The organism is Hymenobacter duratus (assembly GCF_014698995.1).
GTDB lineage: Bacteria > Bacteroidota > Bacteroidia > Cytophagales > Hymenobacteraceae > Hymenobacter > Hymenobacter duratus.
In genome coordinates this window covers 254,976-269,709 of the sequence record NZ_JACWZZ010000001.1, presented here as the reverse complement: position 1 = coordinate 269,709, position 14,734 = coordinate 254,976, and the positions used below count along the sequence as shown (strand labels likewise).

The following is a 14,734-nucleotide window of genomic DNA, read 5'->3' as shown; positions in this document are numbered from 1 at the left end:
TACCTTGCCGTCCATATCCGCCCCCTCCCACCATGCTACACCTCCAGAATTATATCAACGGCCAGCTTGTGCCGCCTTCCGCCGGCCACTACCTGCCCAATATTGAGCCCGCTACCGGCCAGGTATTTTCTCAGATTCCGGATTCGGACGCGGAAGATGTGGCCCGTGCTACGGCGGCGGCACAGGCCGCGCTGGCCGCGTGGCGCCGTCTGCCGGCCGGAGACCGGGGCAAGCTGCTGGTGCGCATCAGTGAGCTGATTGAACGGGACCTGGAGCGGCTGGCGCAGGCCGAAAGCCAGGACAACGGCAAGCCCGTCAGCTTGGCCCGCACCGTGGATATTCCCAGGGCGGCCAGCAACTTCGCCTTTTTCGGGACGGCAGCACAGCATTTTGCTTCCGAAACCCATTTTCAGGAAGGCGTGGCGCTGAACTACACGGTGCGGCACCCGCTGGGCGTGGTGGGCTGCATTTCGCCCTGGAACCTGCCGCTGTATCTGTTTACCTGGAAAATTGCGCCGGCACTAGCCGCCGGGTGCTGCGTGGTAGCCAAACCGTCGGAAATCACGCCCTACACGGCGTTTCTGCTGAGCGAGCTGTGCATGGAGGCGGGGTTGCCGGCCGGGGTGCTCAATATCGTACACGGCACGGGGCCGGGCGCGGGCCAGTCGATTATCGAGCATCCGGGCATCAAAGCCATCAGCTTTACGGGCGGTACCAAAACCGGCGAGCATATCGCCCGTACCGCCGCGCCCATGTTCAAGAAACTTTCATTGGAGCTGGGTGGCAAGAACCCCAACCTCATCTTCGCCGACTGCGACCTGGCCGAGGCCGTGCGCACCAGCCTGCGCAGCTCCTTCGCCAATCAGGGCCAGATCTGCCTGTGTGGCTCGCGCATTTTCGTGGAGCGCAGCATCTACGAGCAGTTTAGGCAGGAGTTTCTGGCGGGCGTGGCCGCTCTTACCGTCGGCGACCCGCAGGACAGCGGCAGCCGGCAGGGCGCGCTAGTGAGCGAGGCGCATCTGGAAAAGGTACTAAGCTACATTGCGCTGGCCCACGAGGAAGGCGGCACGCTGCTGGCCGGCGGCAAGCGCGTAACGCTGGAGGGTCGCTGCGCCGAAGGCTATTTCCTGCAGCCTACCGTGTTTGAGGGATTGGCGCCCGACTGCCGCGTGAACCGGGAGGAAATCTTCGGTCCCGTGGTTACGCTCACGCCGTTTGATACCGAAGAGGAAGTCCTGGCCTGGGCCAATGGCACCGAATACGGGCTGGCCGCCACCATCTGGACCCGCGACCTGAACCGCGCCCATCGTGTGGCGCACGAGTTGCACAGCGGCATCGTGTGGATCAATACGTGGCTGCACCGCGACCTGCGTACGCCTTTTGGGGGCATGAAGAACTCTGGCGTAGGGCGCGAAGGTGGTCTAGAGGCGCTACGGTTTTTCACGGAGCCTCAGAGCGTTACCGTGAAACTGTAATACCGAATCATAGCGACGCATCCGGCGCTTGCAGTCAGGTTTGACACTGACTACAACCGCTCTAGGCGGCGCTCCAACTCTTCAAGCGTTGTTTCTTGGAACTCCAGCGGGGTGGACTCTTGGCCGGTGGTGGTTTCTTGCCAGGCCAAGTAAGGCGTGCCGCCTTGGTAGCGCAACCCGATAAGAATGGCGCGGCGGCCGGCCGGCACGTTATCGAACTGATAGCCGGTTTCTGTGGGCTGCCCAACCAAAACAGAAGGCGTGGCACCGCGCATTACCAACCGTACGGACGTAGTGGCGTCGGTTTCGGAGGACAGTGCTTGGTAGCTGCTGGTAGCCCCGGAAACAGGGCGGTCGGCGTTGAACCAGCCGAGTTGGCTGCAGTGAAACACGTACCGGTCGGTGGGTTCGGGTGCAGCCGCAGCTTCTTCAGAAGCTGCGGTGGGGAGTGAGGCCGCGGCCATAACGGGAGCTTCCTGCCCCGACGCCGGCGTACTGTCGGTGGCAGTCAGCTGGCCTTCGTTGAAGGAAAACCGGATGGGCAGCATCATCTTCACCTTCACAAACTCGCCGTTCCGCTGGCCGGGTGTCCAGCGGCCGGAAGTCTGGCGTAGCACGCGCAGCACTTCCTCGTCGCAGCCGTGGCCGAGGCCATAGAGGATTTTCGGATTCAGCACTTTACCACCTTCATCCACTACAAACGACGCAAACACAACTCCCTGCGTACGGCTGGCCAGGGCTTCCTGCGGATAGCGAATCAGGCGGTTGATGTCGGCGGGGCCACTGCCGTAGGCGGGCATGGGGCGGGCGTCGGTGTAAATGGTTTCGGCCGTTTCGGAGACGGGAGCAGCCATTTCGGGCGCTTTTTCCCAGCGTACCGGGGTTGTAGTGCTCTGGCCGTAGTAGAGACGCATATCGGTGAGCGGGCGTCCATTGGGGGCGGGCAGCTCAAGACGCACCGTGCGGCCGGCCGCTACCTGCAGGGGGCGGCCAGCAGCGGTGGCCTTCATGAACACCATACCCGCCGTCTGGAGGGGCTGGCCATCAGTGGTGGTGGTGCTGAGGTTGGTAAGCACCATTTCGGCGGGCGTCAGGCACTCTTTCAGCTCTACCCAAACAGGACCAGTAGCGGCCTTCTGCTGGGCATCAACCAGCGTGCCGGCACTGATACGGACGATTGTTCCGTCGCGGCCCCGGACTTCAGCGGCCTGGGTGGGGTCAATCTGGAAATACTCGCTGGCTTTGCGGGCGAGGTCGAAGAGCGTGGCTTCGCCGGGCGGCGGCGCGGTATCCTGGAGGCCGGCCGGAGCGCGGCGCACGCTCCGGTACACGATAAGCGGGGCGTTGCGGCGCGTGGGCCGGGCCAGCCGGTGCCAGTCGCGGCGCACGGGCGTGGTATCGAGGGCGCCAACGGGGTCGGAAAGAGAATCGAGGGCTAGCGAATCGGCCAAAGCGGGCGTGCGCTGCTCGGTGCTGGCGGGCTTATCGGGCTGGCAGGCGGGCAGGGCGGCCGACAGGGCCAGGCCAATAATAAATGAAGGTAGCCGGGGTATTCGCATTGCTGGGTTTCTACGCACAAACGAACAAAAGGCTAGGCTGCGTGTGCTCTACAGATGGTTTTCAGTCAGTCGCGCAGCGCCAACAGCTCAAGTATAGGCATTTAGCCGCGAAAGAAATGTGCTGGCGTATGGCGGAAAACACCAGCGTATGCCAGAATCGGTCTGACACAATGGGCAAATAGTAGCTGTGCAGCAGCAAAAAGCCCCTAGCGTCTAAAGAAGCTAGGGGCTTTCTATTGAAGGCAGGTTACCGATTGGAAGCCTGCAACAATGCGTTGTCGGAAGAACCTGCTATAGGTTCTTGAGCACGAAATCGGTCATCTGGCGGTAGAGGTGCAAGCGGGTGTTGCCGCCGTAGATGCCGTGGTTGCGGTTAGGGTAATAGAGCGTCTGGTAGTCCTTGTTGGCCTTGATCATGGCATCGGTAAAGGCTACCGAATTCTGGAAATGCACGTTGTCGTCGCCTGTACCGTGCACGAGCAGGAGCTTGCCTTTAAGCTTGTCGGCGTGCTGCACCGGCGAGTTGTCGTCGTAGCCGGCGGGGTTTTCCTGGGGCGTTTTGAGGAACCGCTCCGTGTACACGGTGTCGTAGTAGCGCCAGTTGGTGACGGGCGCCACGGAAATGCCCATCTTGAACACGTCGGCGTTTTTGGTGAGGGCCAGGGCGGTCATGTAGCCGCCGAAGCTCCAGCCCCAGATGCCGATACGGCTCTTATCGACGTAGGGCATCTGGCCCAGGAAGCGCGCGGCGGCGGCCTGGTCCTCGGTTTCGAGCTTGCCGAGGTTGGCGTAGGTGCTTTTCTTGAAGTCGGAGCCGCGGGCGCCGGTGCCGCGGTTGTCCACGCTCACCACGATGTAGCCGTTCTGGGCCAGCAGCTGGTGCCAGAGGTAGTTGGTGAAGGCAATACCGCCGCCAGCATCATCCTTGACCGTCTGGGAGCCGGGGCCGCCATACACGTACATCAGGACGGGGTACTTCTTGCTCGGGTCGAAGTTGGCGGGTTTGAGCACCGAAGCCACCAGGCTCTGCTTGCCCTTCACTATGCTAGGCTCGCCCCCGGCTCCGTTGTCGACATCGAGGGTGGTGAATTCCAGCTTGCCCAGGTTATACTCCGTGAGCTTCTGGCGCAGCTTGGCGTTGTCTTCCAGCACTTTCACCAGCTTGCCATCCTGGCCGTTGCGCAGGCTCACCACCTGCGGGTCGCCAGCCTCCGAATGGTAGTTGAGGTAGTAGCGGCAGTCGGGGCTCATGTTTACCACGTCGGTGCCGCGCGTGGCATCGCTGAGCCGCGTTTTGTCTTTGCCCTTGAGGCTGACGCGGTACAGATGGCGCTCCAGCGGCCGGTTCTGCCCCATCCCGACATTGGCCGTGGAGTAGGTGCCGTGCGTCAGCAGGCTGTTTTCGGTGCTGGTGTAGTACACGAGGCCCTTTTTCTCGTCGAACCCGTTGATTTCGGTGATTTCCCAGTTGCCTTTGGTGAGCTGGCGTACCAGCTTGCCGTTCATGTTGTAGAGGTAGAGGTGGCGGTAGCCGTCCTTCTCGCTGGTGAACAGGAACTCCTTGCCGCCGGCCAGATAGCGCACATCGTCGGTGATGTCGACGTAGGCTTTGTCGGTATCCGTCAGCACCACTTTGCTTTGGCCGGATTTGGCGTTGGCATGCAGGATTTCGAGCTTGTTCTGCAGGCGGTTGAGGCGCTGGATGCTGAGCAGCTCGGGCGTCTGGGTCCAGAGGATACGCGGAATGTACTGGTCGGTTTCGGCGCCCACGTCCATCTTGGTGGATTTGCCGGCGGCTACGTCGTAGGCCGAGATGCTGACGATGGAGTTTTTCTCGCCAGCCTTGGGGTACTTGTAGCGGTAGTCTTTGGGGTAGAGCGGGCCCCACTCCTGCATGTTGTACTCGGGCACCTGGCTTTCATCGAACGTGTAGTAGGCCACGTAGCGCGAATCGGGCGACCATTGGAAGCCCTGGGCAAACGAGAATTCCTCCTCGTATACCCAGTCGGTGCCGCCGTTGATGATTTTGTTGAGGACGCCATCCGTCGTGATGGCCGTTTCCTGCATTGTGGCCAGTTCCGTCACGAACAGATTGCTGTCGCGCACGAAAGCTACCCGCTTGCCATCGGGCGAGAAAGTGGCGTAGAGCTGCTTGCCGGCCGTTTTGCTCAGGGGCGTCAGCTGCTTGCTCTGGCGGTTGTATATGTAGAAATTCGACTTGCTGGAGCGGCGGTAGATGGCCTCCGTGTCGGTGCTGAACAGAATCTGCTGCTCATCGGCGTTGAAGTTGTAGCCATCCACGGGCAGCGGCTTGTCCTGGCCCGCCAGCTTGAGGTCGGCGGCGGCCACGAGCGTTTGAACGGCTTGGCCGGTCGTTACGTCGTGCTGCACGAGGCTGCCCTGTTCGAGCGACGAGTAGTAGCGCCCGTCCTTCATCCAGTTGAAGCCGGGCACCGATTTGGCGGCGAAAGTGCCTTTCTGCCAGATGTCTTCGAGGGTGAGGTTTTGTTTCTGCTGAGCCGAAGCGGTGGTCAGCACGGTGGGAACCAGCGCGGGGCCGGCAGTGGCCAGCCACAGGGCCAGCCCAAAAGAGCGGAATTTCATGCAGGTCAAGGAAAATGACAAAGGCAATGGAGTCGTTAAGGTAGGCAATGCTGCCTGCATGGTTGCACGCGGGCCGGCGAAAAGCCCGCCTTCCACATCCGGCCCGAAACTCCGACCTTTACCGAACTTATGCGTCTTCGCCTGCTTCTTCTGCTTCTGTTTCCGGTGCTGCTGGCCGGCTGCAACCCCGACCCCAACCCCGGTCCACGCATCGACTTGGTGGGCAGCACGTCGCCGGCCTTTATTTCGTCGGATAGACTGAGCACTATCCCCACCGATACGTTCACGACGCGCCTGTTTGCCGAAGCCCGCGACACAGTGAATGGTCCGGCTCTTACGCGGTTGCGCATTACAGTAGACTACACCCCTACCCGCAACCCCTACACCTACCCCACTACCACGGCTTTCGATCCGGACCTTGTACCCAAAGACACGCTCCCGCTCGTGTACCTCGACTCGGTGCTGGCGCCGGGCACGCGCGCTATTGCGTTTCAATATACTGCCGTTACGCGCAGCACTTCCGGCCAGGAACGGTGGACGTTTCAGATAGAAGATGCCGAAGGCCGCTCCAACAAGCGCAGCTACCAACTCACGCTCCGCAACCCCGACTCCCTGCTGACCTATCACCGCTACTCTATGCGCCTGCAGGCCCCGCGTACCCGCAAGTCGCGGAGCTTTGCCACGCTGGCATCGGGGCTGGTGCTGCCGGCGTTTGCGCTGGGCTCCTCCCCCGACCAGATTGCCAACCGTGACTCAGTTGACTTGGTGTATCAGCCTATTACTGGTGGGCAGGCCGGGCTAGCAGCCCCCGCCGACCCCACAGTAAGACTTAGCGGCTGGCTCCGCAAGCGCACCACCCAGTTTCGGCGCACTACCCTGGACGCCAACGCGTTTGGCTCCGCCGACACAACTCCAGAACTGGTAGCGGCCTTCGACGCAGGCACTGCCTTCACGCCCGTCACCCGCACCGGTTCACTCAGCAAAGGCCAGGTAGTAGCGTTTCGGACCGCCACCGGCAAGTCCGGCCTTATTCTGATTGAGGACTTTCCGACAGCCCCTGCCGCGGCTATTCAGGCGCAGGTTCGCATCACGAAATAAACCGCCGCCATTCATCAAAAAAGGCCGCCCCCAACTGGAGGCGGCCTTTTTTGATGAATGGTGATTCTGAGTGCGGAAGCTAGAACAGGAAACCTGCTGTGACGGTAGTCGTGTACTTGTTGCCGTCTATGCTAACCACTGGTGCAGCACCGGCTTCGCTAAGGGTGTACGGGCTGTAGAACCGCTTGCTGGTGCCATACACGGCGGCAGCATCCAGAAAGAAATTCTTCTGGCGCAGGCCCACGCCACCCGTGAAATAGTTCTGGGTGCGGTCAAAATCGTTCTGCTTGTAGGCGTCGCCGTAGCGGGCATAGCCGGCCCGCACCCGGAAGATGTCGAACCGCAGCTCACCACCTACCCGCACGTTCACGGCCGACCGATAGAGGCTACGCACGGCGTCGTTGCTGGCGCTGAAGTCGTAATCGGTGCCTCCCACAAGGTCGTTGTTCGTATCGTTGCTGAGACGAGCCTGGCTGTAGTTGAGGTATTCCACGTCGCCGCTCAGGAAACCGTATTTACCAATCACTACGGCCACGCCGCCAGTTGCCTTGAAAGGCGTCGTCAACACATAGTTGAACTCGCTGGGGTCGGAGCTGGCGGTACGGCTGCTGTAGCTCTGCCCGTCGACTACCAGCGGCCGGTCGAAATTAGCACTGAGGGAGGAACTGTAGCTTTCTGACAGGCGCATCCAAGTAGGAGTCTGAATGGAAGCACCTACCCGCACAGCATCATTCACACGGTAAATAGCACCTACCCGCAGGTTGATGCCGCTACCCCGCGTTTCCAGCACGTCACGGTAGTTGAGGCTGTTGAAAGCCGTATTGGCATCGGGAGTAGCCTCTGAGGCTGTGATTACGCTGGTCGAGTTGTAGCGCGTACTCACAATACCAATGGCACCACCCAGATACAGCCGGTCGCGGTAGCTGGCGCCGTAGCCGAAGTCAAATTGCGTCTGGGAACCTGTAGTAAGTACGGTTTCGTCCTGTTGCAACGCGCCAGTAGTGGTGAACGGCGTGGAAAGCCCCAGGCTATCCTGCCCCTGCCGATTAGTAAAACGGTCCGTCAGGAACGCGCCATACGCCAAGCCGTCAAGCGAGTAGTAGCTCTGGCTATTGTCCTGCGCTACAACATCGGCGACGCTGTTAACCGGGTCGGCCAGGCGCTGCAGAATATCCTGGTTCAGGGCTGGCGTGCCACGGTAGCGGAAGCGCTGGTTGTAGTCGTTGATCCGGTTGAAGCCAATTGCAAAGGTGCCGTTGCGCCAGTCGCTGCCATCCGAATCAGGTCGGCGGTTGACGAAAGCGGCACCCAGGCTGGCAACATGCAGGCTATTGCGCGAGTCGGTGGTGGTAGTGCCAAATGCCTTGCTCTCAGTGCTGCCCAAACCCAAGCCGGGCGTAAAGCTGAACTCAGAGCGCTGATAGAGGCCCAAACCAGCCGGGTTTGTTACAAGGCTGCTCAGGTCGGCGCCCACCGCTGAGTTAGCGCCCCCGATACCCAGCGTGCGGGCTGTGCCGCTGGGCTGGTTCTGCGAAAAGCGCAGCGCATCTACTTCGTATTGGGCAAAGCCGTAGCTGGCCTGGCCTACAAAAGCCATGGCAAGCCAGTATTTCAGGTTTTTCATCTGAGGAAAGGAAGGTGGCCGCTAAGTAGCCAGTCGCAGATTCAGTTGCTGAGAAATAACACTTAATTCACGCGGCCACGGCCACCGCCACCACCCCCGCCGCTCCGGCCACCGCCATTGCCTGCGGGCGGCGAGTAGCTCCGCGAGGGCTCCGAAGCCCGGCTCGGCTGCTCGTAGGTCCGCTGTGGCGCTTCATACGTACGCTGCTGGCGGCGCACGGGCTGGTCGGCCGTCTGGCCGTTGCCATTCTGGGTAGCACCTGGGCTAAAAATGCTCCTAGTACGGCGAGGCTGCGAGTATTCGGAAGATGCAGGAGCGGCCTGGCCACTGCCCGTGCTGGCATCCTGCGCTACCCGCCAGCGGCGCCCCTCTCCGCCAACGCGGCCAGGAGCGGCAGCATCACCGGTAGTGGTAGCTTCCTGCTGTGGCTGGTAGCGGGTGTTAGGCGCTTTCTGATTTGGAGTAGCAGCATCTGCTGCCTGCTCGGCAACCTGCACCGTGCGGCCGTTACGGACTGCTGGTTTGGCTGCGGCATCAGGCATCACCTCCGCCGAGCGAATACTGCCACGCGTGGCAGGCGTAGGACTTGTGCCCACTACGCCACCTACAGGAGTAGTCCCTCCTGGTGCAACAATACCACCCTGGTTTACACGGCCCCGGCCACCGGGAGTTGTTGTGTTGGGTCGGCCACCGGCCGTTGTGGCTTCGGCACTGCGGCCACTACGGGGGCCGTAGCGCACGTTACGTACTGAGCCAGCACCTATACCGCCGCCGTAGTAGCCACCGTTGCCGTAGTAGCCGCCATAGCCACCACCATACAGGCCACTGTAGTAGCCATCATAAAAGCCGCGGCCATAGCCACCACCCCAGCGGTTCCAGCCCCAGGGGCGGCCCCAATACGGGTTGCCAAAACCAATATTGATGTTCACGAAGCTGCCACCGTAGAAGCCTGGCCCCCAGAAAGGGTCGTAGCCGCCGTAGTAGCTTGGGCCCCAGGCCGAGTAGTAGCCGGGGCCACCGTACCAGAAGGGGTCGGCGTAAATGAAGTCGTTGTAGCCGTAGCCGAAGCCACGGTAGTAAGGCTGGTGAAACCGCCGTATACGTGACGAATACGCATAGTCTTCGTCATAGTATTCCGTGCCACCCGACGATGATGAAGCCGTGCTTTCACCGGCATAGTCCGGGTTGGTTAGCTCGTCACCGGCAACAATTCCGGAAGAGGTAGTAGAGGCTACCGCTGTCCGGGTATTCTGCGTGGTGCGGTCCTGGGAAGAATAATAAACGCCGTCATTTTCCGTGGAGGAAATAGCAGCGGTGCCGGCACAGCCACCCAGCGCAAGCAGGGAGAGAGCAGGCAATAAAGTGGGCAGGAAATTTTTCATGGCGGCTAACACGGAAAGAAGGCGGGCAAAAGGAAAGAGCAGCGTACGAGTCAAAGGGTTGCCTGAACTAGCTGGCTGACTGTGGCGGGAGGCTCCGGTTTAATAACGTAATTTGGCGGCGAAACGGTGCCGGATTTCTTAATACAAATCTTGGGCCAAACCGGGAACTATTTCGACTTACCAAAGATACCTGAAACATGAGCAAAAGTTTGCCCAAGCGGAGCGAAGATTATTCCCTGTGGTACAATGAGTTGGTGAAGCGTGCCGGGCTGGCCGAGAACTCCGCTGTGCGGGGCTGTATGGTCATTAAGCCCTACGGCTATGCCATCTGGGAGAAGATGCAGCGCACCCTGGACGATATGTTCAAGCGCACGGGCCATCAGAACGCATACTTCCCCCTTTTCGTCCCCAAAAGTCTGTTTGAAGCCGAGGAAAAAAACGCGGAAGGATTTGCCAAGGAATGTGCCGTAGTCACCCACTACCGCCTGCAGACCGACCCCGACAACCCAGGCAAGCTCCGCGTAGACCCTAATGCCAAGCTGGAAGAAGAACTGATAGTGCGCCCAACCTCGGAGGCTATCATCTGGAGCACCTACAAAGGCTGGATCCAGAGCTACCGCGACCTGCCGCTACTCATCAACCAATGGGCTAACGTAGTGCGTTGGGAAATGCGTACCCGCCTGTTTCTGCGCACCGCCGAGTTTCTGTGGCAGGAAGGCCACACGGCCCACGCCACCGCCGAGGAAGCCGTGGCTGAAACCCGCCAGATGCTGGAGGTATATGCGCAGTTTGCCGAAGAATGGATGGCGCTGCCCGTTGTGAAAGGTGTAAAAACTGAAAACGAGCGGTTTGCCGGTGCCGAGGATACGTATTGCATCGAAGGTCTGATGCAGGACGGCAAGGCGCTGCAGGCCGGCACCTCGCACTTCCTGGGCCAGAACTTTGCCAAGGCGTTTGATGTGCAGTTTCAGAGCAAGGAAGGCGGCTTGGAGTATGTGTGGGGCACCAGTTGGGGCGTAAGCACGCGCCTGATGGGCGCCCTTGTCATGGCTCACTCCGATGATGAAGGCTTGGTGCTGCCGCCCAAGCTGGCACCTATCCAGGTGGTCATTGTGCCCATTTACAAAACCGGCCAGCTCGATGAGCTGCTGGAGCGCATCCGGCCGATGCAGATGGGCCTGATTGAGCGCGGCATTTCGGTGAAAGTAGACGACCGTGACACGGAGCGCCCTGGCTACAAATTTGCCGAATGGGAGCTGAAAGGCGTGCCGGTTCGGCTGGCCGTGGGCATGCGTGACCTAGACGCCGGTACCGTGGAAGTGGCCCGCCGCGACACCAAAGAGAAAATGAACCTGCCCTTGGCCGACATCGTGAACAGCGTGGCGGCGCTGCTCGACGATATTCAGGTTAACATTTACCGCAAGGCGCATCAGTTCCGCGAAACGCATACGACCCGCGTGGACACCTACGAGCAGTTCAAGCAGGCCTTGGAAGGCGAAGGCGGCTTCGTGGTGGCGCACTGGGATGGCACCTCCGAAACTGAGGAGCGCATCAAGGAAGAAACCAAAGCCACCATCCGCTGCATTGCGCTGAACGAGCCTGATGAGGATGGCACCTGCATCCTGACCGGCAAGCCCAGCAAGCGCCGCGTATACTTCGCTCGGGCTTACTAGCGCCTGAGCCAAAACACAAAAAGGCGCCCGGCTGCAGTAGCCGGGCGCCTTTTTGTGTTTTGGTTGTTACTGAGCGGCTGAAATGGCGGTAGCCAACTCGTCATCGGAAAGATTATCGAGCCAGTCCTTTTCGAGTTCCAGGCGTACGGTCTGGGCGCCGCCGCTGGGCGTGCACACTACCGGCACAGCTCCGGAATCGGTTTCGCTGCGGGCAATTGCCTCTTCGGTAGCAGAGCTTTCTACGGCGGCGTAGGCCTGCACGCAGGTCCAAGTGGTATTGTGCTGGTCGGTTACTTCTCGTTGTTTCATCATGCGCCTCTGATACGTACCTGAAGACTGCGAGTAGCTACGAAGGCCCACATTCGGCAGTGACGCAGGTTACAGGGCGGCATCCTGTGCCTGCCGAACGGCCCGTAGCGCCTGCTGGACATGGCGCTGCTCGTGCAGCACTACAAACTCCAGGGCTTCGCCGGTTCGCAGCTTCAGCAGCCGAAAAAACTCTACGGGCACGGCTTTGCGGTTTAGGTCGGCAGTGGCAGCCTGCTGCAGCAGTGCCGCCAGTTGCGTCTGGTGCTGCAGAAACTCCCGCAGAACGGCCACGGTAAGCAGGCCCCCCGCCGGATTCATATGTTTCACCGTTTTGTGCTGCTTGCGGCTACCGGGCCGCACCATGTCCAACGACTTTCGGCCCAGCCAGCTATACTGTACTTCGGCGCGGGCGGCAGCCGGGTGGCGCAGCGCCCGCACCAGGGCGGGGTTGTAGTAGCGGCAGTAGCGGTTCAGGTGCTCCACACATTCCAGCGCGCTCCACCGCTCAGGAGCTGGCTTGCCGTTGAGTAAGGCTTCGGGCAGCGGCAGCAGCTCGGTTTCTACCAGGGTCTGTATGCTGCGAACATTGGTGCACAACTGCTGAAGAAAGTTGGGGGTGTGCATAGGAAATGGCCGGATGATGCCCAAAGGTCGGGCAGCATAGTCCCCGAAACCTTGATTTCACGCAAGATTTAGCGCAGGCGGCTCAGCGTCTCGGGAGTCATGCGCAGGTAGGAGGCAATGTATTTGCGGGGCACCAGCTGAAACAGGTGCGGACTGCGGGTCCGTAGCCGGTCGAGGCGGCGCTGGGGCTCGGGCAGCAGCAAATCTATTTCCCGCTCAATGCGGCCTACCACCGCTCGTTCCATTTCGGTGCGCCAGAAACGGGCAATGTTTGGGTGGCTTTCCAGCAACGCCAGCACTGTGGCACGGCTGATACCCAGCAGCCGGCTGCGGCGCAGCACCTGAATGGCATAATCGGATGGGCGGCCTTCCACGAACGAAGGAAACGAGCAGATGAGCGTGCCCGCGTAGCCAAACCCCACGCAGATTTCCTCAGTAGCTACCGGCAGAAAGATGCGCAGCACACCTTCCGCCACAAAGTACAGGTGATGCTCTACCTGCCCCGGCCGAATCAGAAAATCGTGGCGGGCGAGCTGCACGGGCTTCTGCCAACCGGCCACGAAGGCTTCCACATCGGCGGCCGTTAAATAGGGCACCTGCTGCAGCAAATGCCGAAGTGCCTCTATACCGGTTGCCGAAGAAGACGAACGTGCAGCCATATAACCCGCGCCGGACGACTACAGATGGAGCCAGCCGTGGCAAAATAGCAAACATCCGGGTGCTGCTATACCTTTCCTGCAAGGTTTCTGCGTATCTTTTGCTAACCAAACTCCCCTCTCCTATGGACTGGCTTACTGTTGCAATGCTTCTGCTCTTTGGCCTGCTCTTTCTGGCCGCCGAAGTCGTCTTTATTCCGGGCACCACCATTGTGGGTCTGATTGGGTTCGCGCTGCTGGCCGCCGGCGTGTGGTTTGCCTACCGCGACTTTGGCTCCGCTACCGGCCATATTCTGCTACTATCGTCGCTGGCTGTCACGGGCCTGATGGTCTACATCGGACTGAAGCCCAAGAACATGGCCCGCGTAGCCCTCACCGACGTCAACAACTCGCACGTGCGGGATGCCCGCCTGCCCGATGTGCAACCCGGTACCATGGGCCGCACGCTTTCGGCGCTGCGGCCGGCCGGCACGGTGCTGTTCGAGGAAAACCGCCGGGAAGTAACCACCCGCGGCGAGTTTGTGCCGGCCGGCACCGAAGTGCGCGTGCTTCGCATCGAGCAAAACCGGATTGTGGTGGAAAGTGTGGCATAAGGCTTAGCTTGTGCCCTCAGCAGTCGGTAGAGCGGCCATGACCTGTCCGCTTTCTTTCCCAAACCAGCACAAGCCCGCGCCTGTGCTACATTACACTCTATGGACTTTCCTCTGTTTCCGCTCATTGTCGGGGCCATCGTTCTGCTGGTCTTTCTGTACTTTTTCCCCATCAGCCTCTGGATAACGGCGTTGTTCTCGGGCGTGAAGGTGAGTTTGTTCCAGCTGGCGTTTATGCGGGTGCGCAAGGTGCCGCCGTCGCTCATCGTCAACTCGATGATTACGAGCACGAAGGCTGGCCTGGAGCTGACTGCCAACGACCTGGAAACGCACTACTTGGCCGGCGGCAACATTCCCAGCGTTATCAAGGCTCTGATTTCGGCCGACAAAGCCAACATTCCCCTCACGTTCAAGCAGGCCACCGCCATCGACCTGGCCGGCCGCGACGTGTTTGAGGCCGTCACGACGAGCGTAAACCCCAAAGTAATTAATACCCCGAACGTGGCCGCCGTGGCGCAGGACGGGATTCAGTTGATTGCCAAGGCCCGCATCACGGTGCGCGCCAACATCACGCAGCTGGTGGGCGGCGCCGGCGAGGAAACCATTCTGGCCCGCGTCGGGGAAGGCATCGTAACCAGCATTGGCTCCTCGAAGTCGCACAAAGAGGTGCTCGAAAACCCCGACAAGATTTCTAAGCTCGTGCTCAGCAAAGGCCTCGACGCCGGCACGGCCTTCGAAATCCTGTCCATTGACATTGCCGACATTGATATAGGAGAAAACATCGGAGCCAAGCTGCAGATAGATCAGGCCACTGCCGACCTGAAAGTGGCCGAAGCCAAAGCCGAAGAGCGCCGGGCCATGGCCGTGGCCGTGGAGCAGGAAAACCGCGCCAAAACGCAGGAAGCCAAAGCCCGCGTGGTAGAAGCCGAAGCTGAAATACCGAAGGCCATGGCCGAGGCTTTCCGCTCCGGCAACCTCGGCATCATGGACTACTACAAAATGCGCAACATTCAGTCCGACACCGACATGCGCGACTCCATTGCCAACCCCGGCAACCAAAGCAGCAGCAGCAAGCCCGGCCGCGACGAAACCCGCCTGAGCTAAGCAACCAAGCCAGCTAAACACCACAAACGAGAAGGC

At 60.5% G+C, this 14,734-nt stretch carries 12 protein-coding genes; 5 read left to right on the top strand and 7 right to left on the bottom strand.

Annotated features, from left to right (window positions below):
* The first annotated feature begins 32 nt into the window (after positions 1-32).
* Complete coding sequence (locus IC231_RS01130; RefSeq protein WP_190782786.1) at positions 33-1,475, top strand: aldehyde dehydrogenase; 1,443 nt, start codon at positions 33-35, stop codon at positions 1,473-1,475.
* 50 nt (positions 1,476-1,525) lie between these two features.
* Here IC231_RS01130 and IC231_RS01125 read toward each other — a convergent pair whose 3' ends face one another.
* Positions 1,526-3,034: an energy transducer TonB gene (locus IC231_RS01125; protein WP_190782785.1), complete on the bottom strand. Its 1,509-nt coding sequence runs from the start codon at positions 3,032-3,034 to the stop codon at positions 1,526-1,528.
* Between the two features lie 291 nt (positions 3,035-3,325).
* On the bottom strand, positions 3,326-5,638 hold the full coding sequence (locus tag IC231_RS01120; protein ID WP_190782784.1) for a S9 family peptidase: 2,313 nt from the start codon (positions 5,636-5,638) through the stop codon (positions 3,326-3,328).
* Between the two features lie 129 nt (positions 5,639-5,767).
* On the opposite strand from IC231_RS01120, the gene IC231_RS01115 reads away from it, so the two are divergent.
* Complete coding sequence (locus IC231_RS01115) at positions 5,768-6,736, top strand: hypothetical protein (RefSeq protein ID WP_190782783.1); 969 nt, start codon at positions 5,768-5,770, stop codon at positions 6,734-6,736.
* 79 nt (positions 6,737-6,815) lie between these two features.
* Here IC231_RS01115 and IC231_RS01110 read toward each other — a convergent pair whose 3' ends face one another.
* Both IC231_RS01110 and IC231_RS01105 read right to left on the bottom strand, forming a co-directional pair.
* Positions 6,816-8,360 (bottom strand): OmpP1/FadL family transporter, encoded by a 1,545-nt coding sequence (locus IC231_RS01110; protein WP_190782782.1) that lies wholly within the window; start codon positions 8,358-8,360, stop codon positions 6,816-6,818.
* A gap of 62 nt (positions 8,361-8,422) precedes the next feature.
* Complete coding sequence (locus IC231_RS01105) at positions 8,423-9,742, bottom strand: hypothetical protein (RefSeq protein WP_190782781.1); 1,320 nt, start codon at positions 9,740-9,742, stop codon at positions 8,423-8,425.
* Positions 9,743-9,939: 197 nt separating this feature from the next.
* Between IC231_RS01105 and proS the strand changes: the two genes are divergently transcribed.
* Positions 9,940-11,415, top strand: coding sequence for a proline--tRNA ligase (proS, locus tag IC231_RS01100; protein ID WP_190782780.1), 1,476 nt, complete (start codon positions 9,940-9,942; stop codon positions 11,413-11,415).
* A 66-nt stretch (positions 11,416-11,481) separates the two neighbouring features.
* Here the strand turns inward: proS and IC231_RS01095 are convergent, their stop codons facing one another.
* The 3 genes from IC231_RS01095 to IC231_RS01085 form a co-directional block, all read right to left on the bottom strand.
* Positions 11,482-11,727 (bottom strand): hypothetical protein, encoded by a 246-nt coding sequence (locus IC231_RS01095; protein ID WP_211538804.1) that lies wholly within the window; start codon positions 11,725-11,727, stop codon positions 11,482-11,484.
* Positions 11,728-11,793: 66 nt separating this feature from the next.
* Positions 11,794-12,348 carry a DinB family protein gene (locus tag IC231_RS01090; RefSeq protein WP_190782779.1) on the bottom strand — a complete coding sequence of 185 codons (555 nt, stop codon included), beginning with the start codon at positions 12,346-12,348 and terminating at the stop codon, positions 11,794-11,796.
* Between the two features lie 68 nt (positions 12,349-12,416).
* Positions 12,417-12,944 carry a Crp/Fnr family transcriptional regulator gene (locus IC231_RS01085; protein ID WP_190782778.1) on the bottom strand — a complete coding sequence of 176 codons (528 nt, stop codon included), beginning with the start codon at positions 12,942-12,944 and terminating at the stop codon, positions 12,417-12,419.
* A gap of 185 nt (positions 12,945-13,129) precedes the next feature.
* On the opposite strand from IC231_RS01085, the gene IC231_RS01080 reads away from it, so the two are divergent.
* Positions 13,130-13,597, top strand: coding sequence for an NfeD family protein (locus IC231_RS01080; protein WP_449549785.1), 468 nt, complete (start codon positions 13,130-13,132; stop codon positions 13,595-13,597).
* Between the two features lie 99 nt (positions 13,598-13,696).
* On the top strand, positions 13,697-14,698 hold the full coding sequence (gene floA / locus IC231_RS01075) for a flotillin-like protein FloA (RefSeq protein ID WP_190782776.1): 1,002 nt from the start codon (positions 13,697-13,699) through the stop codon (positions 14,696-14,698).
* Positions 14,699-14,734 lie beyond the last annotated feature (36 nt).